This window comes from Streptococcus cristatus AS 1.3089, assembly GCF_000385925.1.
Taxonomy (GTDB): Bacteria; Bacillota; Bacilli; order Lactobacillales; family Streptococcaceae; genus Streptococcus; species Streptococcus cristatus_B.
In genome coordinates this window covers 1,099,872-1,125,103 of sequence record NC_021175.1, presented here as the reverse complement: position 1 = coordinate 1,125,103, position 25,232 = coordinate 1,099,872, and the positions used below count along the sequence as shown (strand labels likewise).

Below are 25,232 nucleotides of genomic sequence, written 5' to 3'. Positions count from 1 at the left end.
AAGTTACGCAAATACTAGAAAATAGAAAGGGAGCGACATGCCGGATTATTTATCGGTTTCGACTTTGACCCGTTATCTGAAGATGAAGTTTGACCGTGATCCTTATTTGGAACGGGTTTATCTGACAGGTCAGGTCTCTAATTTTCGCAAGCGCCCCAATCACCAGTATTTTTCCATCAAGGATGAGAAGGCAGTTATTCAGGCGACTATTTGGTCAGGTGTTTATAAAAAGCTTGGTTTTGAACTAGAAGAGGGCATGAAGGTCAATGTCATCGGCCGTGTGCAGCTCTATGAGCCAAGTGGGTCTTATTCGATTGTCATTGAAAAGGCTGAGCCAGACGGCATTGGCGCCTTGGCTGTTCAGTTCGAGCAGCTCAAGAAAAAACTGGGAGAAGAAGGTCTTTTCCAAGATAAGTTTAAACAGCCCTTACCTCAATTTCCTAAGAAAATTGGGGTGGTGACCAGTCCTAGCGGGGCTGTCATCCGAGATATCATCACGACAGTCAGCCGCCGTTTTCCAGGCGTGGATATCCTGCTTTATCCGACCAAGGTTCAGGGCGAAGGAGCTGCCGCCGAGGTGGTGGCTAATATCCGTCGAGCCAATGAGAGAGAAGATTTGGATGTTTTGATTATTGGTCGGGGTGGCGGGTCCATCGAGGATCTTTGGGCTTTTAATGAGGAAATCGTCGTGCGAGCCATATTTGAGTCTCAGATTCCGATTATTTCCAGTGTGGGGCATGAAACGGACACGACTCTGGCTGACTTTGTGGCAGACCAACGAGCAGCAACCCCCACAGCAGCAGCGGAATTGGCGACGCCAGTCACCAAGCTGGATCTTCTGGGGCATTTGAGTCAGCAGCAAAATCGTCTGGCAAATGCAGCTTCAAATCGTCTGGCTTACCAGCGAGAACGCTTGCACAAGCTGGCTTCCTCTGTTATTTTTCGGCAGCCAGAGCGACTTTATGATGGCTATCTGCAAAAGCTAGACCAGCTTAATCTGCGTTTAAAGCAAAAAATTCGCGAATATTATAGTGAAGAAGTCCAGCAGGTCAAGATTCTACAGCATCGCTTGGAGTCTTTGTCACCTCTGCGACAGGTGCAGCGCTATCAGGAGCAACTTCACCAGCAAGAACGCTTGTTGCGTAGCAATATGGCAGTGATCTATGACCATAAGGTGGCTGAAGCCAAGCGGCTATCGGATGCGCTACTCATGCTGGACACCAGTCGCATTGTGGCGCGGGGCTACGCTATTATCCAAAAAAATGAAACAGTAATCGAGTCCAGTCAGGATATCAAGGAGAAGGACCAATTGACCATTCTTATGCGGGATGGTCAGGTCCAAGTTGAGGTAAAAGATGTCAAAAGACAAAAAATTTGAAGAAAATTTAGCTGATTTGGAAGCCATTGTCCAGAAGCTGGAAAATGGAGATGTGGCCTTGGAAGAGGCGATTGCTGAATTCCAGAAGGGCATGCAGCTGTCTAAAGACTTGCAAAAGACGCTAGATCAGGCAGAAAAGACCTTGGTCAAGGTCATGCAGGCGGACGGTACAGAAACGGATATAGAATGACAAGAGAGCGTAAAATCAGGCAAATTGGCCTGACGATTCAAGAATTTTATCAGAGCAAGGAAGTGTCAGCGGATTTGACTGAGACCATTCTCTATTCTATCGAGGCTGGTGGTAAGCGGATTCGCCCTCTCTTGCTTTTGGAGTTGCTGGAGGGCTTTGGTCTGGAATTAACTCCCGCCCATTTTCAGGTGGCAGCAGCTCTAGAGATGATTCACACCGGCAGCCTTATCCATGATGATTTGCCAGCTATGGATAATGATGACTACCGCCGTGGGCGTCTGACCAGCCATAAGAAATTTGGAGAGGATATGGCCATTTTGGCGGGCGATTCCCTCTTTTTGGATTCTTATGGTTTGGTGGCAATGGCAGAGCTCCCTAGTCAGGTCAAGGTGGATCTGATAGCAGAGCTGTCTCTAGCGGCTGGATCCTTTGGTATGGTAGCCGGACAGGTTTTGGATATGCAGGGCGAAGGTCGCAAGTTGACTATGGACCAGCTCCAGACCATTCATGCTAATAAGACAGGTAAGCTCTTAGCTTATCCTTTTGTAGCGGCGGGTATCATTGCTCAGACTGGTCAATCGGTCCTAGGGAAGCTCCGTCAAGCGGGAGAACTCTTGGGGTTGGCTTTTCAGGTGCGGGATGATATTTTAGATGTGACAGCCAGTTTTGATCAGATTGGCAAGACACCGCAGAAGGATCTGGTAGCAGAGAAATCGACCTATCCAGCCCTGCTGGGCTTAGATGGAGCCAGAGCCTTTTTCGATGAAACACTGGAACAAGCAAAAAGCCTGCTGGAGCAACTAGAAACAGAAAGTGATTTTTCAGCTGAAGAAATTCAAAAAATAATAGAAAGTTTGAGACTGGATGGCTAAGGAAAGAGTGGATGTACTGGCCTATCGACAAGGCCTCTTTGAGACCCGAGAACAGGCCAAGCGCGGAGTGATGGCAGGCCTAGTTGTGGCGCTTGCTAATGGAGAGCGCTTTGATAAACCGGGTGAAAAAATCGATGATGCAACAGAGCTCAAGCTCAAGGGAGAAAAACTCAAGTATGTCAGTCGTGGCGGCCTGAAATTAGAAAAGGCTTTGCAAGTGTTTGGGCTTTCGGTGGCAGACCGAGTGGCCTTGGATATCGGAGCTTCAACTGGAGGATTTACCGATGTCATGTTGCAGGCGGGAGCACGACTAGTCTATGCTGTTGATGTCGGAACCAACCAGTTGGCTTGGAAACTCCGCCAAGACGAACGGGTTGTCAGCATGGAGCAGTTTAATTTCCGCTATGCCGAGCCAGCTGATTTCGAATTTCAGCCCAGCTTTGTCAGCATTGACGTCAGCTTTATCTCGCTCAGCTTGATTTTGCCGGCCCTCTATCAGATTTTAGAGGAGGGAGGTCAAGTCGTGGCCTTGATTAAGCCTCAGTTCGAGGCTGGCCGCGAGCAGATTGGCAAGAAGGGGATTATCAAGGACAAGAAAGTTCATTTGGCGGTGCTGGAAACCGTGACAGCATTTATGGTAGAATCAGGTTTTTCAGTCAAAGGTTTAGATTTTTCTCCGATTCAAGGTGGGCATGGCAATGTTGAGTTTTTAGCCTTTCTGGAGAAAAGCGAGCAGCCGAAAAATGACTTGGAGCAAGACTTAGTCGCTGTTGTAGAGGCAGCCCACAAGGAATTTAAAGATGAAGAAGAAAGATAGATTAGAGAAAATCAGACGATTTGTCAACGAGTTTGAGATTGGTACCCAAGAGGAAATTGTGGAACATCTCAGGGAGTCTGGTATTACAGCGACACAGGCAACGGTTTCACGAGACATCAAGGAGCTAGGGATTGTAAAAATCCCTTTTAAAGATAATACCTATATCTATGAGCTTCCCAAAACAGCGACCAATAGTTTGAAGTTGGCAGAAAATAATATTTTGGCCTGTCAAAACCTAGGAAATATGCTCAATCTCAATCTAGTGCCAGGGAGTGCAGCGGTGGTCAAACGCCACCTGAGTAAAGAATTTTCTGAGGAAATTTTCAGCATCATTGCGGATAATGACAGTATCTTAGTCGTTGCAGTGAGTGAAAGTGCAGCCCAAAAACTCACGGCTGAAATCAATAATTGGTAGGAAAGTCTATGTTATTAGAAATTTCGATTAAAAATTTTGCCATTATTGAGGAAATTTCCCTTAATTTTGAGCAAGGTATGACGGTTTTAACCGGGGAAACCGGAGCCGGTAAGTCTATTATTATTGATGCGATGAACATGATGCTGGGCAGCCGTGCGACGACGGATGTTATTCGTCATGGAGCGCCCAAAGCTGAGATAGAGGGGCTTTTTTCGCTTGAAAATAGCAGAGCTTTGCGAGAGATTTTTGAGGAGCAAGGCTGGGAGCTGACCGATGAGCTGATTATCCGTCGGGAAATTCTGCAAAACGGCCGCAGCGTCAGCCGTATCAATGGCCAGATGGTTAATCTGTCTGTTCTAAAAGCTGTCGGCCAGCACTTGGTGGATATCCATGGTCAGCATGATCAGGAAGAGCTGATGAGACCTCAGCTTCATATCACCATGCTAGATGAGTTTGGCTCAGCAGACTTTTTAAATCTCAAGAGCCGCTATCAGGAAACCTTTGACCGCTATCGAAGCCTGCGCAAGCAAGTCCTAACTTTGCAGAAAAATCAGCAGGAGCATAAGGCCAGAATTGAGATGCTGGAGTTTCAGATGGCGGAGATTGAGAGCGCAGCCCTCAAAAGCGGTGAAGATACTGCCCTGCATCAGGAACGAGATCGTTTGCTCAACCACAAGCTCATTGCCGATACGCTGACGAACGCCTATACCATGCTGGATAATGAAGAATTTTCCAGTCTGGCCAATGTTCGCTCAGCGATGAATGACCTTGAGTCTATCGAGGATTACGATCCGGCTTACAAGGAGCTTTCAGGTAGCTTGTCAGAGACTTATTATGTCTTAGAGGACGTTAGCAAGCGCCTAGAAGACATTTTAGATGGACTGGATTTTGACGTAGATCGGCTGCTGCAGGTGGAGAGTCGCTTAGACTTGATTAACAGCATCACGCGTAAATACGGCGGCCAAGTAGATGATGTGCTGGAATATTTTGCTCAGATTTCCAAAGAATACAGCCTTTTAACTGGTAGCAACTTGTCCTCAGAGGATATGGACAAAGAGCTGAGGCTCTTGGAGAGAGAGCTGGTGGAGTTGGCCCAGGAGCTGAGTCAGGCCCGTCATGGTCTAGCAACCCAGCTGGAAGCAGAAATCAAGCAGGAGCTGCAGGATCTCTACATGGAAAAGGCGCGCTTTAAAGTGCAGTTCACTAAGGGAAAGTTTAACCGTGAAGGCAATGAGCAAGTAGAGTTTTACATCTCGGCCAATCCGGGCGAGGATTTCAAACCTCTGGTTAAGGTTGCGTCTGGCGGGGAACTCTCCCGCCTCATGTTGGCTATCAAATCTGCCTTTTCTCGTAAGGAAGGCAAGACCAGCATTGTCTTTGACGAAGTGGATACAGGCGTTTCTGGCCGAGTGGCCCAGGCTATTGCTCAGAAGATTCATAAGATTGGCTCCAATGGGCAAGTCTTGGCCATTTCCCATTTGCCGCAGGTCATTGCGATTGCCGATTATCAGTTCTTTATTGAGAAGATTTCGGATGAGAATTCGACCGTCTCAACGGTGCGCCTGCTGACGTCTGACGAGCGTGTTCAGGAAGTTGCTAAGATGCTGGCTGGCGAAGATGTGACGGAGGCTGCTTTGACGCAGGCTAGAGAATTATTAAAAAAATAAACAAGCGAGGCTGAGACACAAGTGTTTCGGTCTCCTTTAGAAAGTGGCGACTATGACAAAATATTTTGCAATCGGTGATGTCCATGGCAAGTCTGGTATGCTTGATGAGCTGCTCCAGCATTGGGACGGTCGCAGCCAACTAGTCTTTCTAGGCGACTTGATGGATCGTGGCGAGGACAGCCGAGCAGTTTTGGAGCGGGTCAAGGATTTAGTGGATCAGAAAGGAGCTATCTGTCTTTCTGGCAATCATGAGTATATGTTTCTGACCTGGCTGGACAATCCTGAAAAGTCTTATGACCACTACCGACGCAATGGCGGAGATACGACGATTAATTCGCTTCTGGGTCGACCTCTCAATGCTCCTGTCGATGGGGTGGCGGATGCAGAAGGTGTCAAGACGGAGGCGGCCGATTTAGTCGACTTTATTCGTCAGATGCCTTTCCTATTGGAGACGGAGCAGTACATTTTTGTCCATGCTGGCCTAGATTTGGAACTGAAAGACTGGCGAGAGACCAGTGATTATCAAAAGGTTTGGATTCGCTCGCCTTTTCACGAAGGCAGTAATCAGACTGGCAAAAGGATCGTCTTTGGTCATACACCGACATTTTATCTCTTGCATGAGACGCCAGGAACTGACCAACTCTGGATGACTGAGGATGGTAAGATTGGTATGGATGGCGGAGCTGTTTATGGCGGAGTCCTCCACGGAGTTCTCTTTGACGATAATGGAATCATAGAGCGGTATGTGATTAGAAATGATGGTTTTGCAGCAGAGGACTGAGAGGGTGTCTACAAATGCCCAATAGTGTAACTTACCAGCGTCTCGAATATTCCCTGCAATAGAAAGAAATCAAGAAGATTGAAGAGGCTCCTTTGTGATTTTTCAATCTTTTTTCGTACCTAACAAAAAGTAAACAGAAATGGAGATATAGTCAATACCTATTTTTACTTATGATGAATGTTTATTCCATAAGAAATCCGAAACATGAAGAATAGGCTCTCATAATATGCAATTACAACCATTTATGCTATAATAGTTGTCAAGAATGTAAAAGAGGAGGAAAGGATGTCTTTTCAGGATAGAAAGATAAAATATTCAATCCGCAAATTATCAGTTGCTACTGTATCCCTTGCGATTGGATTTTTGTTTGCACCCACTGCGACTGGAGTGGATCAAACAGTCCACGCAGATGAGCTTGAATCTACAGCGCAAGTGGGAAATAAGTCAGATAATCAAACCTCAGAAGGAGCGTCTGAAACAACAAAAATAGAGAATCAAGAGACGACTTCAACAATGGCAGCTGCGTCAGTAAATGCAGAGAATAAAGAGGGCAATCAAGCCATCTTAAACTTTGCAACACCTACTGTAGCAGAGACAAACCAAGTGACAGATTCACCTGCTTTTAGAAATTCTCAATCAGTTGCTGAAACTGTCCAGCCATCCACAGAAGGAACTGCCCAGCTGCCTTCTGCTAACGTCAGTCTGAAGAAGAGTGCTTTAGAGAACTATCTTAAAGAGTTGCGCAACAAGGATTTTTCAGGGAAAACAGATGAAAGTTTAGAAATCCTTAATGATTTGATGTCAGCGGCTGATAGCGTACTTCAAACTGCTACAAAGCAAGAAGAAATTGATAAAGTTTACCGAAATCTGGTAACCTTCGTTAATTCGGGACTTCGTAATAAAAAATCGAGAATCATCTTGGGAAAGGATAAGATTCCTTCAAAAGAAGTAGAGTCTGGAGACACTTCCTCTAAAGGAAAATTGCCTGAGGATTCTGCAAAACAGACTGATACTACCTACAGAGTAGAATATAAATTTAAGAACTCAACTCCGATCTATCCTCTGCCCAATAAAATTCGCTCAATGCTTCCAGCTGCTAGTGAATTTGTAGCTCAAGCGGACGATTACAAAGATGTGATTCAACTTGAGCCAACTACAGTAAGTGTTCCAACTGGTACCTGGACTTTCCATGGTTTTGATACAGCTAAATATGGAAAAGCTATTGCAGGAACGAAAGTCAAAACCATAACTGGAACGTGGAGCTTTGAGCCAAATGGTGTCGACTATGAGTTCCAATCAACTAATCCTGATATTGCAATACCAGATCATATCACCAAGCTGACTCCGAAAAATCCAACTGATTATAAGATGGGCGGCCTGTTTCTTACAGAAGTAGATGCTGAGCAACCAAGTGAAACGACTTATGTTGATAGAGCAAATAAGGTGACTTGGAAATTCGAAGGATATGATAAAGAAAAAGTCATTATTGGAGTAGGAAGACGGACTTTTGTTGGAAGATGGGCCCCCACTCCTAATCCAGAATATGTATTCAAATCATCTAAAGCAGGTGTTCCATTGCCACAAAGTATCTTGGACATGCTTCCGAAAGATGAGACCTCTTACAAGGTTGGTGACACAATTGTAGCTAAACAACCGGCTAAAGAATCAGTAGAAGAAGCTGAAAAAGATTACATATGGACCTTCAAGGGATATGATCACAAGAATGCGACTTATGATGGCAAGCGCGTGATATATACTGGTATATGGGAAGTAACGCCTAGACCCCACCATGTAAGCTATCGTTTTGAAAGTGGGACGACTGGACTTTCTTTACCTGACTTTATCCAGAAGAAAACACCAAAAGACACCTCAACTTACTACAATACACAAAAAGTTATACCAGAAGAGCTAACTACAACGACGCATACAGATGATGTGAACGACGGTATCTGGACTTTTGTTGGTTACGATGCTAAGAGTAAGACTGTGAAAAAGGCTGATCTAGCTTTCGTTGGTAAGTGGGAGTTTAAGGCGAATCAGTATCAAGTAGCTTACCGATTCGAAAGTGCGACCGCAGGGAAAGATCTCCCAGCCGCTATCACGGCCTTATCTCCAAATGATAGTACAACTTATGTGAATGGCGCAGCAGTTTCAGCTAAACAACCCGCTCAAACGACTTACACAGATACCGTGAATGACGGTACTTGGACGTTTAAGGGTTACGACGCAGATAGCACCGTTGTCAACAAAGCTAATGTGGATTTTGTAGGCAAATGGGAATTTAAGGAAAACCAGTATCGAGCAGGTTACCGCTTCGAAAGTGCGACTGCTGGGAAGAATCTTCCAGTAGCTATCACAGCCTTGACTCCAAGCGACAGTGCGACCTATCTGAATGGTGTTGCAGTTTCTGCTAAGCAGCCAATCCAAACGACCTACACAGACGTAGTGAACGATGGTATCTGGACCTTTAAGAGGTATATTCCAGCTGGCGCAGTGGTCAATAAGGCAGATGTTACCTTTGTTGGTCAGTGGGAATTTAGAGCCAATAAGTACCAAGTAAATTACCGCTTCGAGAGCGAGACAGCAGGTCAAGCTCTTCCAGCAGCCATCGCCGCATTGACCCCAAGCGACAATGCAACATATGTGAATGGTGCCTCTGTTTCCGCTAAGCAACCAGCGCAAGCGACCTACACAGATACTGTGAACGACGGCACATGGACCTTCAAGGGTTACGACGCAGCTAGCGCCGTTGTCAACAAGGCTAATGTTGAATTTGTAGGTAAATGGACCTTTGAAGCCAACAAGTACCAAGCAAGTTACAGCTTCGCAAGCGCAACGGCAGGTAAGCAACTTCCATTAGGTATCGCCACGCTGCTTCCAAGCGACAGTGCAACCTATGAGAATGGTAATACTGTTTCAGCTCAGCAACCATCACAAACCACATACACAGATAGTGTGAACGACGGCACATGGACCTTCAAGGGTTACGACGCAGCTAGCGCCGTTGTTAACAAGGCAGATGTGGAGTTTGTAGGTAAGTGGGCCTTTGAAGCCAACAAGTACCAAGCTACTTACCGCTTCGAGAGCGCGACAGCAGATAAAGCTCTTCCAGCAGCCATCTCAGCATTGACACCAAGCGACAGTGCAACATATGAAAATGGCAATACTGTTTCCGCTAAGCAACCAGCGCAAGCGACCTACACAGATACTGTGAACGACGGCACTTGGACCTTCAAGGGCTATGACGCAACTAGCGCCGTTGTCAACAAGGCAGATGTAGAGTTTGTAGGTAAATGGACCTTTGAAGCCAACAAGTATCAAGCTACTTACCGCTTCGAGAGCGAGACAGCAGATAAAGCTCTTCCAGCAGCCATCTCAGCATTGACACCAAGCGACAGTGCAACATATGTGAATGGTGCCTCTGTTTCAGCTAAGCAACCATCACAAACTACTTACACAGATACTGTGAACGACGGCACATGGACCTTCAAGGGTTACGACGCAGCTAGCACCGTTGTTAACAAGGCAAATGTGGAGTTTGTAGGTAAGTGGGCCTTTGAAGCTAATAAGTATCAAGCTACTTACAGCTTCGCAAGCGCAACGGCAGGTAAGCAACTTCCAGCAGGTATCGCAGCATTGACACCAAGCGACAGTGCAACCTATGTGAATGGTGCCTCTGTTTCCGCTAAGCAACCAGCGCAAGCGACCTACACAGACCCAGTGAACGACGGCATATGGACCTTCAAGGGCTATGATGCAGCTAGCGCCGTTGTCAACAAGGCTGATGTAGAGTTTGTAGGAAAATGGGCCTTTGAAGCCAAGAAGTACCAAGCTACTTATCGCTTCGAGAGCGCAACAGCAGGTAAACAACTTCCAGCAGCCATCGCAGCATTGACACCAAGCGACAGTGCAACCTATGTGAATGGTGCCTCTGTTTCCGCTAAGCAACCATCACAAACCACCTACACAGATAGTGTGAACGACGGCACATGGACCTTCAAGGGTTACGACGCAGCTAGCGCCGTTGTCAACAAGGCCAATGTATCCTTTGTCGGTAAATGGGAATTTGTAGCCAACAAGTACCAAGCTACTTACCGCTTCGAGAGCGCAACAGCAGGTAAGCAACTTCCAGCAGCCATCACAGCCTTGACTCCAAGCGACAGTGCGACCTATCTGAATGGTGTTGCAGTTTCTGCTAAGCAGCCAATCCAGACTACCTACACAGACGTAGTGAACGATGGTATCTGGACCTTTAAGAGGTATATTCCAGCTGGCGCAGTGGTCAATAAGGCAGATGTTACCTTTGTTGGTCAGTGGGAATTTGCGCCTAATAAGTACCAAGCAACATATCGTTTCGAGAGCGCGACTGCCGGCAAAGCTCTTCCAGCAGCCATCGTCGCATGGACTTCAAGCGATAGTGATTCGTATGTGAATGGTGACTCTGTTTCGGCTAAGCAACCATCTCAAACCACATACACAGATACTGTGAACGACGGCACATGGACCTTCAAGGGCTATGACGCAGCTAGCGCCGTTGTCAACAAGGCTAATGTAGGGTTTGTAGGGAAATGGTCCTTTGAAGCCAACAAGTACCAAGCTACTTACCGCTTCGAGAGCGCCACAGCAGATAAAGCTCTTCCAGCAGCCATCGCAGCATTGACTCCAAGCGACAGTGCAACATATGAAAATGGTAATACTGTTTCCGCTCAACAACCAGCGCAAGCGACCTACACAGATAGTGTGAACGATGGCACATGGACCTTCAAGGGCTATGACGCAGCTAGCGCCGTTGTCAACAAGGCAGATGTAGAGTTTGTAGGAAAATGGACCTTTGAAGCCAACAAGTATCAAGCTACTTACCGCTTCGAGAGCGCCACAGCAGATAAAGCTCTTCCAGCAGCCATCGCAGCATTGACTCCAAGCGACAGTGCAACTTATGTGAATGGCAATACTGTTTCCGCTCAGCAACCAGCGCAAGCGACCTACACAGATACTGTGAACGATGGTACTTGGACCTTCAAGGGTTATGACGCAGCTAGCGCCGTTGTCAACAAGGCTGATGTAGAGTTTGTAGGGAAATGGGAATTCAAGGCGAATCCGACAAATGCTGAAACTTATACGCCTCAAGTAACGGAAGAAACTATCAAGGTTGGAGAAACACCAGACTTGACCGATAATGTGACGAACTTGCCAAGCCTTCCAGCTGGCACTAAGGTAGTAGATATCACACCTGCGGGTCAAATAGATACTACAAAACCAGGTACTTATAGCGGTACAGTTCGTGTTGATTATCCAGATGGTTCTTCTACTGAAGTTCCTGTACCAGTTAATGTTTTGCCTGCACTGGTAACTGAAACCTATAAAGTAACCTACCGCTTCGAAAGTGCTACGGCAGACAATAACTTGCCAACAGAAGTATTGAGTCTACTTCCACAAAGTGGAACATATACGACAAGCTCTTCAGTAGCGATTGCTTTTGTTCCAGAAGCACCAATGCCTGTAGAAGTGGCTGTTGCAAATGGTACTTGGAAATTCGTGGGCTACGAAAAAGTGGAAGAGGAAACAAGTTTAACCTTCATCGGTAAATGGGCCTTTGAAGCTAAGCAAGCTCCTAGTCCGCAACCGCAGCCACAACCGGAACCAGCACCACAGCCGGAGCCAGCGCCGCAACTGCAACCGGTTCCGAAGCCACAACCACAGCCAAGTCCGGTTTCACCAGTGACTCCAGAAGTGAAGCCAGCTCAAGAGACTGATTCAGCTGATAAAGTTCAAACGGATCAGTTAGAGAAGAAGCCTGAAAGCAAACCTGTTTCAAATGATAAGCCAACCATTTCAACTTCTGCAGGAGATAAGACTAAACAAGCGACCTTACCAAATACAGGTAGCACTGCTCCAGTTTCAATCGCGGGAGTGACGACAAGTGCTCTTCTTGCGGGTCTAGGATTCATGATTCTTGGTCACAAGCGCAAAGATGATGAGGCTTAGAAGGGCATCTCTTTGTGTAAGATTTGGCTAGTGCTTTAACCAAATCATTAAGAGTCTTCTAAGTAGTGTTTGACTTAGAAGGCTCTTATTTTTCTGAGATTTATGGATTAAGCTAAGATTGATTCACAAAAACTTAGGATTTTTGGTATAATAGACTCAATAATAGGATAAAAGTAGGGAAAATATGGCAAAAATTAAAATTGTGACAGACTCTTCGATTACGATTGAGCCTGAACTAGCAAAAGATTTGAATATTACAATAGTTCCTTTGACAGTCATGATTGACGGTGTGGTCTACTCGGATGCAAATTTGAAAGAGGGAGAATTCCTTCAGTTGATGAAGTCTAGTAAAAATCTGCCTAAGACTAGCCAGCCACCGGTTGGAGTATTCGCAGAAGTTTTCGAAGATTTGTCAGCAGAAGATGTCCAAATTATCTCTATTCACATGTCTCATGCTTTATCTGGCACCGTAGAGGCAGCTCGTCAGGGTGCTACCTTAGCCAAGGCAGATGTAACAGTTGTCGATAGTTCTTTCACGGACCAAGCTATGAAATTCCAAGTCGTTGAGGCTGCCAAAATGGCAAAAGCTGGAGCGACTTTGGAGGAGATTTTAGAAAAACTTGAGGAAGTCAAAGCCAAGACAGAGCTATACATCGGTGTATCAACCTTAGAAAATTTGGTCAAAGGTGGCCGCATCGGTCGTGTGACTGGTCTGATTAGCTCGCTCTTAAATATTCGTGTCGTCATGCAGATGACAGATCATACCTTGACTCCTATTGTCAAAGGCCGAGGCGCTAAAACCTTTAAGAAATGGCTGGATGATTTAAAAGAGTCTCTGAAAGAGAAGGAAATTGAAGAAATTGGCATTTCCTACGCAGGTGGACCAGAATTTGCCAATCAAATGAAGGCAGAGTTGCAGGAATTTGTTGAAAAACCAATCCCTGTCTTAGAAACAGGTTCCATTATTCAGACTCACACTGGAGAAAATGCTTGGGCTGTTCTAGTTCGTTACAAATAGAGTAAATTATTTGTAAAATATCTGCTTAAGACTTGACCTAGACGCTTTTTTTAGATATGATAATATCTGTTAGGGTTATTAACCCAGAAAAAATTGGAGGATTTGTTAAATGGCTAACAAACAAGATTTGATCGCAAAAGTAGCAGAAGCTACAGAATTGACTAAAAAAGATTCAGCAGCAGCAGTTGACGCTGTATTTGCAGCAGTTACAGAATACCTTTCAAAAGGTGAAAAAGTTCAATTGATTGGTTTTGGTAACTTTGAAGTTCGTGAGCGTGCAGCACGTAAAGGTCGCAACCCACAAACTGGTAAAGAAATCACAATCGCAGCTTCTAAAGTTCCAGCTTTCAAAGCAGGTAAAGCTCTTAAAGACGCTGTTAAATAAGACAAAAATTAAAAGCCTATTGTATCAAGCGTTCTAGCTTGTACAGTAGGCTTTTTATGTTCGAGGGCAAGAAAGGGGCAAAGCTAAGAAGATAATTTGTTTAAAAGTTTAACGACGTTAGCTTCTATCTTTTATGTAAACTGTATCAAGCTTTCTAACTCGTATATCAACTATTTCTCTTAGCTGTCTAGAAGACACAACACTTGTTTGTTAAGCAAGGCAGCAAAAATCGGGATGATCCTCCTGCTCAACTTAAAATATGATATAATGTAGCTAAGAAATGGGGGGAGCTATGAATTTTAAAAAAGTAATAACCTTTTTAACCACGCTTGCAGCTGTTATGGCTTTGACATCTTGCTATTATCCAAGGAAAAGGGTGCCAAGGTCTGAAGCCTCTTCTGTGCAAAAAGGAAAAATACCAAAGAAAGCGGAAGCAGGCAAGGATACAGGCTCTAATCAGCAAGAAAGAGGAAAGAGCAGTCAGACCTCATCATCTAGTGCTCCAGCTTCTGAGAGCAAGGCGACAAGTTCGCCAGATGAAGTGACAGATGGCTTGCCTCAAGATGCGCAGTCTGCCAATAAAGACAAGATTTATGCAACAGGCAATGCCAAGGTTTATTATCGTTCTTTTGAGGGAGGATTTAGCGCTCAAACGCCTGATTTCAAAGGCTATACAGAGGAGCAAGTCAAAAAGGTTCTTGGCGAGCCGGAGGCCGTCATAAAGGATCCGAACTACCTTAAAGACACTTTTAAAGCTCAGGAGTTAGAAAATATAAAAGAACTCTATCAAGGTCAGCATGTGACGGAAGAACAGGCAAAGGCTTTCTATGTAACAGCAGTGGATATTGCACAGGCAGCTAGCTTGAGCCAAGACTATCAGTTGGAGAGTGATTATATTTTATATAGCTATAAGCAACATAAGATTAATCTGATTTTCTCTAAAGGAGAGTTGTATTATATGACTCCCAATCCTGATTATCTTTATTTTAAATAATCTTAGAAAATTCTTGCGCTAGTTTACTAGGCTTGCTATAATAGCTAAAACGAAATGAGAAGGAGCAAGGATGCAAGCTTATACAAATGTCAATCTGGTGACCTGTGACAGCGCATTTCATGTTTACCGGGACGGGTTGCTGGTTGTGGAGGATGAACGTATTGCCTATTGTGGTCCCTATGACGAGGCTTGGCTAGAACAGTGTAGCGAGCTGGTGGATTATGAAGGAGCATGGCTCATGCCAGGTCTGGTCAACTGCCATACGCACTCAGCCATGACCTTGTTGCGTGGGATTCGTGACGATAGCAATCTGCATGAATGGCTGGAGGACTATATCTGGCCAGCAGAAAGTCAATTCACAGCGGATCTAACGACCCAGGCTGTTCAGCTGGCTCTGGCTGAAATGCTGCAGTCAGGAACAACGACTTTTAATGATATGTATAATCCTAAGGGAGTGGATATTGACCGGATTTATCAGACTGTGCGGCAGTCTGGTATGCGCTGCTATTTCTCACCAACACTCTTTAGCTCAGAGGCGGAAACAGCAGAAGAGACTCTGGCACGTACTCGGGTCATTATTGAGAAAATCCGCTCCTATGATGATGAAGATTTTCAGGTCATGGTGGCGCCACATTCACCCTATGCCTGTAACGAAGAGTTGCTCAAGGGCAGTCTTGGGCTAGCTCGTGAGCTGGATTTGAAGCTTCATATCCATGTAGCGGAGACACAGGAAGAAAATAAAATCATCCTGCAGCGCTATGGTAAACGGCCTTTGGCTTTCTTGAAAGAGCTAGGCTACTTGGAGCAACCAGCCGTTTTTGCTCACGGAGTTGAACTGAATCCGTCAGAGATTGCGGATTTAGCGGCTTCTCCAGTCAGCATCGCCCACAATCCTATCAGCAATCTCAAGCTGGCTTCTGGAGTAGCTCCGGTGACCGACGTACTAGCCGCTGGGGTGACCGTTGGCTTAGCTACAGACTCTGTCGCTTCCAATAATAATCTGGACATGTTTGAGGAAGGGCGGACAGCTGCCCTCCTCCAGAAGATGCGGGCGGGAGATGCGACCCAGTTTACAATTGAGCAGGCCTTGAAGGCTTTGACCATCGAAGGAGCTAAGGCGCTGGGCTTGGAGAACAAAATCGGCAGTCTGGAAACGGGTAAGCAAGCCGATTTCATTGCCATTCAGCCTAAGGGACGACTTCATCTTTATCCTTTGGAAAATATGCTTTCCCACCTAGTGTACGCAGTCAAAGGTAGCGATGTTCAGGATGTCTATATTGCAGGACGACAGGTTGTCCGAGACGGCCAAGTGCTGACCGTTGATCTAGAATCGTTCCGTTAAAAAGAAGAGGCTGGGACAAAAGTCCTAGCCTCTTAATTGTCTTTCGATTGTCGAGCAAGACGCAGTGGTTGAGTGGGCTCTATTACGCTGATTTCATCAGCTTTTACAGCCCTACTCAACTGTGCGGAGGTGGGACGACGAAATCGAATTCTAACGAATTACCGATTTCTGTCCCATTCTCTTTATGTTAGTCAGGAAAGCTCTTTTCACTTTCTGCTGGCTAAGAGTTTCTTTGTCAAAAGAAAAACTCTGGGTTAGCCCAGAGTTAGTATTAGATTTAAGCTTTCTTTGATTTAGAAATATAGAACAATTGTAGGACGATACCAAGGAGTGCCATACCAATAACGATGTAGAAGGCCATTGAATAGTCTCCGTTGTTTGCTTGGGCAAGTCGAGCACCCAACTGTGGTCCGGCAATAGCTGCAACACCATAGGCTGTGAACATCCAGCCGTAGTTTGTGCCGACATTAGCCACGCCCCAATTTTCAGCTGTAATACCTGGGAAAGATCCAAGGAAGCCACCGAAAGACAGGGCGACAAGCATGACGCCTAAGATTGCAAGAATGCTTCCTTCCCCTTTAAAGAGAGCGGTCAGCGCCAAGCCACCAGCGACAGCGCCAAACATGGCGATTACGGTCGGATAGCGGCCGATTTTGTCCGATACAGCTCCCCAGAAGATCCGTCCAAAAGTATTGGCAATAGAAACCAGCATAACGAATAGAGTTGCCTCTCCAACTAGTTTATATTGGTCGGAGATAGACGCTGCTGAACCGATAATCATCATACCACCAGTAGCACCTAAAATGTAAATGAGCCACAGCAACCAGAAGTTGCCTTCGCGTAGCATTTCTTTGTGGGTTTTTCCTGTCGGTGCAGAACTTCCTGCTGCAGGAGCAGCTGCAGGAGCTTTTTCCATGACAAGTGAAGAGCAGCAGATAACGACAAGCAGGGCAATACCCAGAACTTTAAATGTAGAATAGACGCCCATTGAAGCGATGAGAGTTTTGGCAAGTGGTCCGATGATTAGTGGTCCAAGTCCAAAGCCCGCTGCGGTTAAACCACCCGCGAGACCTTTTTTATCAGGGAACCATTTGGTAGCGACAGAAGTTGAAGCGCCATAGGCTGATCCGATACCGAGACCAAGGATAACCCCGTATGTCAAGTAGAGTACAGGAAGAGAAGTTGCAAATCCTGTAGCAAACATACCCGCACCAAAGAGAATTCCTCCTAGAAAGACAAATTTCTTAGGGCCTAATGAATCGACTTTAGGTCCGAAAATAATCATGCCGATTGGGACCATTGCAAAAGAGATACTGAAGGCTAGAGAGGTCTGAGCTTGTACCCATCCTTGGCTAGCATTGGCTTCCAGCAGCGCTTTTTGAAAAACAGACCAGGCGTATCCAGCACCTAAAGAAAGGTTGGTTAAGATAGCTGCTGCTAAAATTAACCAGCGATTTGGTGTTTTTTTCATAATGATATCCTCATTTATATAATTTTTTCTAAAAAGTGATAGAAAACCAGCTGTACCCAAATAGTTGTCCTGCATGTTTCCTGCAGGGCAGGTAAAATAGCAGAAGATTGGCTACAGAATTTGTTACTATAAAGCTGACATGTCAAATAATTTAAGCGCTTACATGTTTGTTAACATCTCTATCATATCGTGCTTTGAGGCAAAAATCTACTTAATTAAAATTAATAGGTCTATTAGGTGGGTTAATAATTTTTCTTATTTACAATCATTCTTAATAGAAAATCCCTCTTTGTCATGATATAATGGAAATAAGCTAGAAATGAATGTAGATGGAGTATAGAGAAGATGAATGAGGAGCATAAAAAAGATTACCAAGAAGTGATTAAACATCTGAGGCTGAAAGGTGTTCGAATCACGGAGACGAGAAAGGCTGTGATTGCTTTTATTATCAGCAGTCATGACCACCCTAGTGCAGAGATGATTTACCAAGCCCTCTTGCCTGAATTTCCTAATATGAGCTTGGCGACTGTTTATAATAACTTAAAAGTATTGATTGATGAAGGCTTTGTCTCTGAGCTCAAAGTCCGAAATGACACGACGACTTATTATGATTTTATGGGGCATCAGCACCTCAATGTCATTTGTGAAAAATGTGGTCGAATTGCAGATATGGACTTGGATTTACCAGATGTTCAGCAGGAAGCAGCAGAGCAGACTGGTTATCAAATTACTAAGAGTCAGATGGTCGTTTATGGCATTTGTCCAGAGTGTGCCCAGCAAGAACAAGTGGCTAGCTAGAAGTCTTGAGTGAGAATTAATTTTCTCAAGAGGTTTAGCAAGTGGAAAATTTCACAAATATCCCGCTGAGACTAGATTTTTGAGAGAAAATTTTGTAAAATAGAATAGATAAACGGGGTAGACCCCGGAAAATAAAAGGAGAATCCATCTAATGGTAAAATTGGTTTTTGCTCGCCATGGTGAGTCTGAATGGAACAAAGCTAACCTCTTCACTGGTTGGGCTGACGTAGATCTTTCTGAAAAAGGTACACAACAAGCAATCGACGCTGGTAAATTGATCAAAGAAGCAGGTATCGAATTTGACCAAGCTTACACTTCAGTTTTGAAACGTGCGATTAAAACAACAAACTTGGCGCTTGAAGCAGCTGACCAACTATGGGTTCCAGTTGAAAAATCATGGCGCTTGAACGAGCGTCACTACGGTGGTTTGACTGGTAAAAACAAGGCTGAAGCAGCTGAGCAATTTGGTGATGAGCAAGTTCACATCTGGCGTCGTTCATACGATGTATTGCCTCCAAACATGGATCGTGACGATGAGCACTCAGCTCACACTGACCGTCGTTACGCTTCACTTGACGACTCAGTCATTCCAGATGCTGAAAACTTGAAAGTAACTTTGGAACGTGCCCTTCCATTCTGGGAAGATAAAATCGCTCCAGCTCTTAAAGATGGTAAAAACGTATTTGTAGGAGCTCACGGTAACTCAATCCGTGCCCTTGTAAAACACATCAAACAATTGTCAGATGACGAAATCATGGATGTGGAAATCCCTAACTTCCCACCATTGGTATTCGAATTCGACGAAAAATTGAACGTGGTTTCTGAATACTACCTTGGAAAATAATTGATGATAGATAGTGGGACAGAAATCGGTAATTCGTTAGAATTCGATTTCGTCATCCCACCTCCGCACAGTTGAGTAGGGCTGTAAAAGCTGATGAAATCAGCCTAGTAGAGCCCACACAACCACTGCGTCTTGCTCGACAATCCAAAGACAATTGAGAGGCTAGGTACTTTTGTCCCAGCCTCTTTTGTGCTTGGTCTGATAAATCTAAGGGCATGAAGGCGGCCATGACACGGCCGATGACCTTGGGTTCCTCTTGATGCGGGATAAATTTATCGCTGTATTTTTTATTGAGAGAGATGAGGCGGATGCCAGTTGGGTCATTGAAAACTCTTTTCAAAATGGTTTGCCCGTCGTAATCAATGGCATAGATAGCGCCTGCAAATTCAAAATGTGTATTCTTGACAAGTGCTACAGATCCCTGTGGATACTTGGGTTCCAGCGAATCTGTCCGAATCCAGAGGGCAATATCATAGTCAAGCTCTTTGTCTAACCAGACGATGTCAGCTTGTTCGGGCTTGTTCAAGAAAGTCTGATAGCTCTCATAGACCTTGTAAGGAAAATAGTCGTCTTTTAATCTTTCCTCAGTCGTTTGATTTTCCAGCTCTTTTTTAGCAAAGTCTGTTACAGCTTGTCTGTGGGTCTGGTCTAGGGCTTGGAAAACATCTGCGAACTCTAGCGAAAATGATGTAGGGCTATGAACTGATAAATAGCGAGGATCCAGCTCTTGAACATCCATATCAAAGAAGTCTGCAATTTTTTGCATATTTTCTAGGACAGGCAGGGAATTTCCTTTGATATAGCCAGTAAGAGTGCTGGCTGGAATTCCTGTTCCTCGGGAAAGTTCAATTTGTTTGATTTGCTTTTCCTTCAATAAAGTTTTGATCTTTTTAGAAATGAGTCGCATTGCCTCCTTATCTTGGGGGCTGGCGACACCTCGTCCTCTTGCCATGACTTTCACTCCTTTTCTTTCTTCTATTTTAACGAATTAAATCGAAAAAGTAAAGAGCTGAATAGAGATATTCAGCTCAAAAGGAGATAATTAAATTTCGTAGCCCATCAAGAGGCCGCCTTCTTCTGCGTAAAAGCTGCAAAGCCCAGAAGTTGGTAGGAATGAAATGTCGGCAGCTGGGAATTTTTCCTTGATAACTTCCGCAAATTGCTGGCAAAATTTCTCGTTATTGCGATGAGCAATGATAATGCGGCCGCCCTTATATCCAGCTTTCAGAACTTCATCCACTGCAGCAGTCAGAGCCTTTTTAGCCCCTCTAGCTTTTTGAAGAAGCTCCAGAGTACCAGTATCACTGGCTTCGCCCACCATGCGAATATTGAGGAGGCCGACAACTGCACCGATTAGCTTGCTGAGACGACCATTTTTGACCAGATTATCTACCTTGGCCAGCACAAAGAGAAGCTTTGTGTTTTTTTGGTAGTGGGAGATGGCTTCCACTACTTGCTCGAAAGAAAGGCCTTCTTTGATGAGTTCGTTCAATTTTTTGACGATCAGATCAACCTCGCCACCAGCCGAAAGGCTATCAATGACATGGATATTTGCTGTTGGATGTTCTTCTAAGAAGAGCTTTTTGGCTAGCTGGGCGCTATTGTGGCTACCAGAAAGGGAGCCTGTAATCGTCACGACAAAAATATTTTCAGCTCCTTCAAAGCTTCTGAGATAGTCATCAGGGCTTGGACAGGCTGATTTTGAAGCGGTTGAAGTAGCGTACATTTTTTCCATCATGTCATCAATATCGAGATGAGCGCTATCCACAAAAATCTCGTTATCAATCTGAATGGTCAGTGGCACACTCTCAAAAGTTGTCTGGTTGGCTAGATCTGCAATCTCACGGTAGTCACAGCCAGAATCGGCAACAATTTTCCAAGTCATTTGGGTTCTCCTGGTCTATCAGTTTTATACATTGACAAAAAACATGTCTTTTCTTACAATTATAACATGAAGATGCTTTGATATAAAGCCCTAATTCTCAGCTGATACAGGAAGAAAGAAATTGTTATGGCGGAAAAGAAAATATCAGAAAAATCCCTCGCAAATTTAAAAACTTATAACCAAGAATCCAATCGAATTACAAAGGAATCCTTGGAAATTTCTCTGATGCAACTGCTAGAGAAGAAAGATTTGAAAAAGATTACCATCTCTGAGTTAGTCGAACGGGCTGGAGTTTCGCGCGCAGCCTTTTATCGGAACTATAGCTCTAAAGAAGAAATTCTAGAGGGGATTTTCAAAAATACGGTTCAAGGAATTGTCGATAAACTGGAGCAGTTTAATTTCAAGACAGAAATGTACCAGATTTGGCTTTTTCTTTTTAAGGAAGCCAAGAAGGAAGCGCGTGTTATTAGTCTGGCCATTGATTATAATTTTGAAAAGTTGCTGACGCAGGCGGTCTTTGATTTCCTTGAAAAACGTAGCAAAGGTGGGAAAAAGACAGCTAATTCCTATATGAATTCATTCTGGAGTTCTGCGGTTGTTTCGGTGCTTTCCAAATGGATCAAAGAAGGCATGAAGGTCCCGGCTGAAAAGATTGCTGCTTTGGGCATGCCCCTTTTCCCACAGAAAAAGAAAAAGTAATAGTTCGTACAAATGTTTGACACCAATATATCGGACTGAAATAATAGATCATAAAAACTTACCTAACAAGTAAGTTTTTACTTAGTACTTCTTGGACCATTTAAGACTTCTCAGCTACCATTTAGGATTTGGGAGTCATTGGCGATGCAACCTGTGCTATGCTAGAGCAAAGGAGGTAGACAATGGCTACTATCGTAATCAAAGACGGCAACACCCTTCGAAAGCTGGATCTTTCGACAATTTACTATATCCAGTCCCATCCTCAAAAGTCGCACGTCGTTCTCATCGTGACTGGACAAGGCAACTACAGCCTTAGGGCTTCTCTGACTGAGCTGGCTAACCTCTATCCTGATTCGCTGGTTCACTGTAATCGTCAAACACTGGTCAATTTAGCCAAGGTTCAAGGATTTGATAGAGAGCGTAAAAGCTTGTTTTTTGAGCAGTCTGACTTAGGAGATATTGTCTGCTCAAGGCGTCATTTATCCAGTCTCATCAAGCGCTGGTCTCAGGAAGGAAGAAAATAAGATGAAAATTTTTGTATTAGAAGACGATCTTAAGCAACAAGCCTATATGGAGTCAACCATTAAGGGAATTTTGGAAAAGAATGGCTGGGAATGCCAGTTTTTAGAAATCTACGGCAAGCCGGACATGCTGATTGATGCAGTAAGGGAACGGGGGAGTCATCAGATTTTCTTTTTGGATATTGAGATTAAGCAAGAGACGCAGAAGGGACTAGAGGTGGCAGGAAAGATTCGCAAGTTGGATCCCTATGCTCTGATTGTATTTGTGACGACTCACTCAGAATTTATGCCCTTGACTTTTCGCTATCAGGTATCAGCTTTTGACTTTATTGATAAAGGTTTGCCTGAGGAAGATTTTATCAAGCAGATTGAGCAGGACCTAGCCTATCTTTATGAGAGAAAGGACAGTTTTCAAGCTGAAGAAACTTTTGTCTTTGAAAATTCCAAATCAGATTTTCAGGTGCCTTTTAGTGAAATCTATTATTTTGAGACATCAGAAGTGCCTCATAGACTCGTTCTCTATACCAAGAAAGAGCGGATCGAATTTTACGGACAGCTTTCTGAGATTACAAAGCAGGACAAGCGTCTCTATCGGTGTCATCGCTCTTATGTGGTCAATCCAGCGAATATCTCTCAGCTGGATAAGATAGAAAACATAGCCTATTTTCCTAATGGCGCTAGTTGCTATGTATCACGCCTCAAGATGAAAGGATTGCGGGCAGCTTTAAGGCAGTAGGGAAGTCATATGATAGAAGTAGGAGAGGAATTATGCCAAGAATAATACAAGTTGTTTTACTTGTTTTCGAAATGATAGCTCTGTCTTTCTTATTTTCACGTATCAGTGGAATTAAGTTGACATGGATTAAGTACGTCTTAATACCTTTTATTTATATATTTTTTAATCTTCTGCTTTTTGTCTTATTTAGTGAAACTTTTTTAACTTACTTAGATCTTCCAGTTTATTTTTTAATTTTTTCTTTATTATTAACTAGACCGAGTTCTATTCCTATAACGTTATCTATCTTTTATGGTCTTTTCCCAGTTGTTCTTTGGAATCTTCTATATCGTATATTAACTTTTTTTGTTATTCCTATTTTCGGTTTGGAATATAACCAACTAATAAATGAAGAACAGCTTATTTTAAATATTACGGCTTTTGTAGCTAGTTTACTATCGTTATGGATCCCAAGTTTACTACATTATAAATTTAAGCGGTTAGGAGAATTTAGATTAAATGAGGCTGATAAACACCTAGTCATTTTCCTTAATATATCCATGGTTTTTTATATTGTATTTGTACAATTTTTCTCTTATTTAGAAATAACTCATAATGTGGTTAATTTGCCATATAGAAAATTTATTGTGATAATTTATATTATTCTCTTTCTCAGTTCGGTAAATATCCTAGACCGTAATTTGCGAGAGCGAATTCAACAGCAGTTAAGTGAACAAAGAGAGTTACAGTTGAGAAATATGTCCGATTACAGTCAGCACATTGAAGAACTTTATAATGAGTTGCGAAGTTTTCGGCATGATTACATCAATATTTTAAGGAGTCTGAAGTTGGGAATTGATACGCACGATTTACCAGCCATCGAGCAGATTTATAACCAAGTCCTTAAAGACTCAGGTCAAGCGCTCAACCAATCTAAATATGATTTGGGTCGTCTGTCCAATATCCACAATGATGCTCTCAAGAGCGTCTTGTCAGCAAAATTTCTAGAAGCTCAGAGCAAGGGAATAGAAATTGGCTTGGAAGTTCCGCAAGAAATTAAACCTCAAGGAATGGAATTGCTTGATTTTATTACGATTGTTTCCATACTGGCTGATAATGCTATGGAAGCAGCAGTGGAGACTAGTCATCCAGTGGTTTCTTTTGCCTTTTTAGAGCAGGAAGGTAGACAGATTTTTATTGTTGAGAATACAATAAAAGAGTTTTCTATCCCTTCCGATACTATTTTTAAAAAGGGCTTTAGCACTAAAGGAGAAAATAGAGGGCTTGGTCTCTCCAATGTTCAAAATATTATCAGCCACTATCCCAATGTTTCTCTGCGAACCACTAGTCATGATTACTCTTTTAGACAAGAGTTGGAGATAAAATGAATTTATTAGATTGCGAATGATTAGATTTACAACTTGATTTAACTCAATGAGAGTAACAATAACTGTTTATGAGTAAAAAAAGACAATTTAAGGTTTTTAGTGCCACACCTGTTTAAAAGTGCTATAATTAATATAGGGTTTAAGAATACGAAGGCACTAAGATAAATGCCTTGTTTAGAGACAAATATAACTTAAATTCAAACTGTTGTCTGGTTTTTTGTTATTTAATTGTTAGGAGTGACAAGAAATGAAGAAATTATATAGCAATACATATCTAATGCGATTTTTAACTGCCCAGCTTCCTAGCCTGGCTTTATTCGTTATGATTTTAAGTAACCAGATTTTTAAAGTATCGCTTCTAGTTCAGATTTGTTTTTATTTGATACTTGTGAGCAATCTTGTGTTGAATCTTTATTTTATGAACCAAATAAAAAAAGAAAGTAGTTCCGACATCTTATCAAACCAAATTTTCTTTACTATTTTGACCTTGGCTCTGTTTATATTTAGTTCTTACAGACTAATAACGATTAGTGATGAGTTTCAAAAATTAATTGCTCTGATATCCACTATTCTATTATTTATCTTACTTATTCTACTTATTTGGGGAATAAAATATGCCAAGGTAGCTAGTAGAAAACATAAAACAAATTAGATTTGCTAAAATTGAACAGTCTATCACTATACTCTCTCTGTCTTACTTTTTCGTGATATTTTCTAAGAATATTTCTTATAGCATTTTTCCAAGAAGACGATACGGAATATCCTGCTGGTCAATTCTTTCTTATGCTCTTTGTAATTTAAATTTTATTATTTTAGTAAAACCAGCATTTGCTTCCAGCAAGTGCTGTGTTTTTTTCTTCAAATGACCATTTAGGATGAAATGCAGACTGTTTATGATTTTCGGCTTGTTATTTGGAGAAAGTGCGCTATAATCTAAGCAGGTTAAGATTGACTTTGCAAATGGTTGAAGTCTAATTAAAAAAAACTTTTAATCAAAAAATTATGTTATAATAACAGTATAATAATGTTTGTGATTTTTGGAAAAAGGTGATTTGCTATATCTAATG

General features: G+C 43.2%; 20 protein-coding genes and 1 pseudogene. 18 read left to right on the top strand and 3 right to left on the bottom strand.

From position 1 onward, the window contains the following. Positions 1–37: 37 nt before the first annotated feature. From xseA to I872_RS05545, 12 genes are all read left to right on the top strand, one after another. On the top strand, positions 38–1,378 hold the full coding sequence (gene xseA / locus I872_RS05600; RefSeq protein WP_015605175.1) for an exodeoxyribonuclease VII large subunit: 1,341 nt from the start codon (positions 38–40) through the stop codon (positions 1,376–1,378). Further along, complete coding sequence (locus tag I872_RS05595) at positions 1,356–1,568, top strand: exodeoxyribonuclease VII small subunit (protein ID WP_015605174.1); 213 nt, start codon at positions 1,356–1,358, stop codon at positions 1,566–1,568. The genes xseA and I872_RS05595 overlap by 23 nt, the downstream gene beginning before the upstream one ends. Beyond that, positions 1,565–2,440, top strand: a complete 876-nt coding sequence (locus I872_RS05590; protein WP_015605173.1) for a polyprenyl synthetase family protein — start codon at positions 1,565–1,567, stop codon at positions 2,438–2,440. The genes I872_RS05595 and I872_RS05590 overlap by 4 nt, the downstream gene beginning before the upstream one ends. Then, positions 2,433–3,257, top strand: a complete 825-nt coding sequence (locus I872_RS05585) for a TlyA family RNA methyltransferase (RefSeq protein ID WP_015605172.1) — start codon at positions 2,433–2,435, stop codon at positions 3,255–3,257. Before I872_RS05590 ends, I872_RS05585 begins: the two co-directional genes overlap by 8 nt. Then, on the top strand, positions 3,241–3,672 hold the full coding sequence (locus I872_RS05580) for an arginine repressor (RefSeq protein WP_015605171.1): 432 nt from the start codon (positions 3,241–3,243) through the stop codon (positions 3,670–3,672). Before I872_RS05585 ends, I872_RS05580 begins: the two co-directional genes overlap by 17 nt. An 8-nt stretch (positions 3,673–3,680) precedes the next feature. Then, on the top strand, positions 3,681–5,339 hold the full coding sequence (gene recN, locus I872_RS05575) for a DNA repair protein RecN (protein WP_015605170.1): 1,659 nt from the start codon (positions 3,681–3,683) through the stop codon (positions 5,337–5,339). A gap of 52 nt (positions 5,340–5,391) precedes the next feature. After that, complete coding sequence (locus I872_RS05570; RefSeq protein WP_015605169.1) at positions 5,392–6,120, top strand: metallophosphoesterase; 729 nt, start codon at positions 5,392–5,394, stop codon at positions 6,118–6,120. 285 nt (positions 6,121–6,405) lie between these two features. Next, on the top strand, positions 6,406–12,105 hold the full coding sequence (locus I872_RS05565; protein ID WP_015605168.1) for an SHIRT domain-containing protein: 5,700 nt from the start codon (positions 6,406–6,408) through the stop codon (positions 12,103–12,105). A gap of 184 nt (positions 12,106–12,289) precedes the next feature. Next, on the top strand, positions 12,290–13,123 hold the full coding sequence (locus I872_RS05560; RefSeq protein ID WP_015605167.1) for a DegV family protein: 834 nt from the start codon (positions 12,290–12,292) through the stop codon (positions 13,121–13,123). 109 nt (positions 13,124–13,232) lie between these two features. After that, positions 13,233–13,508, top strand: a complete 276-nt coding sequence (locus I872_RS05555) for an HU family DNA-binding protein (protein WP_005589527.1) — start codon at positions 13,233–13,235, stop codon at positions 13,506–13,508. 292 nt (positions 13,509–13,800) lie between these two features. Further along, positions 13,801–14,502 (top strand): DUF4947 domain-containing protein, encoded by a 702-nt coding sequence (locus I872_RS05550; protein ID WP_015605166.1) that lies wholly within the window; start codon positions 13,801–13,803, stop codon positions 14,500–14,502. A gap of 70 nt (positions 14,503–14,572) precedes the next feature. Then, positions 14,573–15,844: a TRZ/ATZ family protein gene (locus tag I872_RS05545; RefSeq protein ID WP_015605165.1), complete on the top strand. Its 1,272-nt coding sequence runs from the start codon at positions 14,573–14,575 to the stop codon at positions 15,842–15,844. A gap of 277 nt (positions 15,845–16,121) precedes the next feature. On the opposite strand, the gene I872_RS05540 is transcribed toward I872_RS05545, so the two are convergent. Beyond that, on the bottom strand, positions 16,122–17,315 hold the full coding sequence (locus tag I872_RS05540) for an L-lactate MFS transporter (RefSeq protein ID WP_041826897.1): 1,194 nt from the start codon (positions 17,313–17,315) through the stop codon (positions 16,122–16,124). A 345-nt stretch (positions 17,316–17,660) separates the two neighbouring features. On the opposite strand from I872_RS05540, the gene I872_RS05535 reads away from it, so the two are divergent. After that, positions 17,661–18,113 (top strand): Fur family transcriptional regulator, encoded by a 453-nt coding sequence (locus tag I872_RS05535; protein WP_015605163.1) that lies wholly within the window; start codon positions 17,661–17,663, stop codon positions 18,111–18,113. A 151-nt stretch (positions 18,114–18,264) separates the two neighbouring features. Beyond that, positions 18,265–18,957 (top strand): phosphoglycerate mutase, encoded by a 693-nt coding sequence (locus tag I872_RS05530; protein ID WP_015605162.1) that lies wholly within the window; start codon positions 18,265–18,267, stop codon positions 18,955–18,957. Between the two features lie 181 nt (positions 18,958–19,138). Here the strand turns inward: I872_RS05530 and I872_RS05525 are convergent. Together I872_RS05525 and I872_RS05520 are read right to left on the bottom strand one after the other, a co-directional pair. Next, positions 19,139–19,909, bottom strand: a pseudogene (locus I872_RS05525) (XRE family transcriptional regulator); the annotation flags it as partial. A gap of 90 nt (positions 19,910–19,999) precedes the next feature. Further along, entirely contained in the window at positions 20,000–20,842 is an 843-nt protein-coding gene (locus I872_RS05520; RefSeq protein ID WP_015605160.1) for a DegV family protein, read from the bottom strand. A gap of 126 nt (positions 20,843–20,968) precedes the next feature. Here I872_RS05520 and I872_RS05515 point away from each other — a divergent pair, with 126 nt between their 5' ends. The 4 genes from I872_RS05515 to I872_RS05500 all read left to right on the top strand — a co-directional run bounded on the left by I872_RS05515 (position 20,969) and on the right by I872_RS05500 (position 24,165). Then, positions 20,969–21,541, top strand: coding sequence for a TetR/AcrR family transcriptional regulator (locus I872_RS05515; protein WP_015605159.1), 573 nt, complete (start codon positions 20,969–20,971; stop codon positions 21,539–21,541). A gap of 182 nt (positions 21,542–21,723) precedes the next feature. Beyond that, positions 21,724–22,065 carry a LytTR family DNA-binding domain-containing protein gene (locus tag I872_RS05510; RefSeq protein ID WP_015605158.1) on the top strand — a complete coding sequence of 114 codons (342 nt, stop codon included), beginning with the start codon at positions 21,724–21,726 and terminating at the stop codon, positions 22,063–22,065. 1 nt (position 22,066) lies between these two features. Further along, entirely contained in the window at positions 22,067–22,798 is a 732-nt protein-coding gene (locus I872_RS05505; RefSeq protein ID WP_015605157.1) for a response regulator transcription factor, read from the top strand. 32 nt (positions 22,799–22,830) lie between these two features. Further along, positions 22,831–24,165, top strand: a complete 1,335-nt coding sequence (locus I872_RS05500) for a sensor histidine kinase (RefSeq protein WP_015605156.1) — start codon at positions 22,831–22,833, stop codon at positions 24,163–24,165. Positions 24,166–25,232 lie beyond the last annotated feature (1,067 nt).

Excerpts from the sequence above, each read along its gene's own strand:
- I872_RS05595 (WP_015605174.1), top strand. The coding sequence starts at position 1,356 with ATGTCAAAAGACAAAAAATTTGAAGAAAATTTAGCTGATTTGGAAGCC.
- I872_RS05550 (WP_015605166.1), top strand. The coding sequence starts at position 13,801 with ATGAATTTTAAAAAAGTAATAACCTTTTTAACCACGCTTGCAGCTGTT.
- I872_RS05565 (WP_015605168.1), top strand. The coding sequence starts at position 6,406 with ATGTCTTTTCAGGATAGAAAGATAAAATATTCAATCCGCAAATTATCA.
- I872_RS05585 (WP_015605172.1), top strand. The coding sequence starts at position 2,433 with ATGGCTAAGGAAAGAGTGGATGTACTGGCCTATCGACAAGGCCTCTTT.
- I872_RS05500 (WP_015605156.1), top strand. The coding sequence starts at position 22,831 with ATGCCAAGAATAATACAAGTTGTTTTACTTGTTTTCGAAATGATAGCT.
- I872_RS05540 (WP_041826897.1), bottom strand. The coding sequence starts at position 17,315 with ATGAAAAAAACACCAAATCGCTGGTTAATTTTAGCAGCAGCTATCTTA.
- I872_RS05590 (WP_015605173.1), top strand. The coding sequence starts at position 1,565 with ATGACAAGAGAGCGTAAAATCAGGCAAATTGGCCTGACGATTCAAGAA.
- xseA (WP_015605175.1), top strand. The coding sequence starts at position 38 with ATGCCGGATTATTTATCGGTTTCGACTTTGACCCGTTATCTGAAGATG.
- I872_RS05545 (WP_015605165.1), top strand. The coding sequence starts at position 14,573 with ATGCAAGCTTATACAAATGTCAATCTGGTGACCTGTGACAGCGCATTT.
- I872_RS05515 (WP_015605159.1), top strand. The coding sequence starts at position 20,969 with ATGGCGGAAAAGAAAATATCAGAAAAATCCCTCGCAAATTTAAAAACT.
- I872_RS05580 (WP_015605171.1), top strand. The coding sequence starts at position 3,241 with ATGAAGAAGAAAGATAGATTAGAGAAAATCAGACGATTTGTCAACGAG.
- I872_RS05510 (WP_015605158.1), top strand. The coding sequence starts at position 21,724 with ATGGCTACTATCGTAATCAAAGACGGCAACACCCTTCGAAAGCTGGAT.
- I872_RS05560 (WP_015605167.1), top strand. The coding sequence starts at position 12,290 with ATGGCAAAAATTAAAATTGTGACAGACTCTTCGATTACGATTGAGCCT.
- I872_RS05570 (WP_015605169.1), top strand. The coding sequence starts at position 5,392 with ATGACAAAATATTTTGCAATCGGTGATGTCCATGGCAAGTCTGGTATG.
- I872_RS05535 (WP_015605163.1), top strand. The coding sequence starts at position 17,661 with ATGAATGAGGAGCATAAAAAAGATTACCAAGAAGTGATTAAACATCTG.
- I872_RS05505 (WP_015605157.1), top strand. The coding sequence starts at position 22,067 with ATGAAAATTTTTGTATTAGAAGACGATCTTAAGCAACAAGCCTATATG.
- I872_RS05555 (WP_005589527.1), top strand. The coding sequence starts at position 13,233 with ATGGCTAACAAACAAGATTTGATCGCAAAAGTAGCAGAAGCTACAGAA.
- I872_RS05520 (WP_015605160.1), bottom strand. The coding sequence starts at position 20,842 with ATGACTTGGAAAATTGTTGCCGATTCTGGCTGTGACTACCGTGAGATT.
- recN (WP_015605170.1), top strand. The coding sequence starts at position 3,681 with ATGTTATTAGAAATTTCGATTAAAAATTTTGCCATTATTGAGGAAATT.
- I872_RS05530 (WP_015605162.1), top strand. The coding sequence starts at position 18,265 with ATGGTAAAATTGGTTTTTGCTCGCCATGGTGAGTCTGAATGGAACAAA.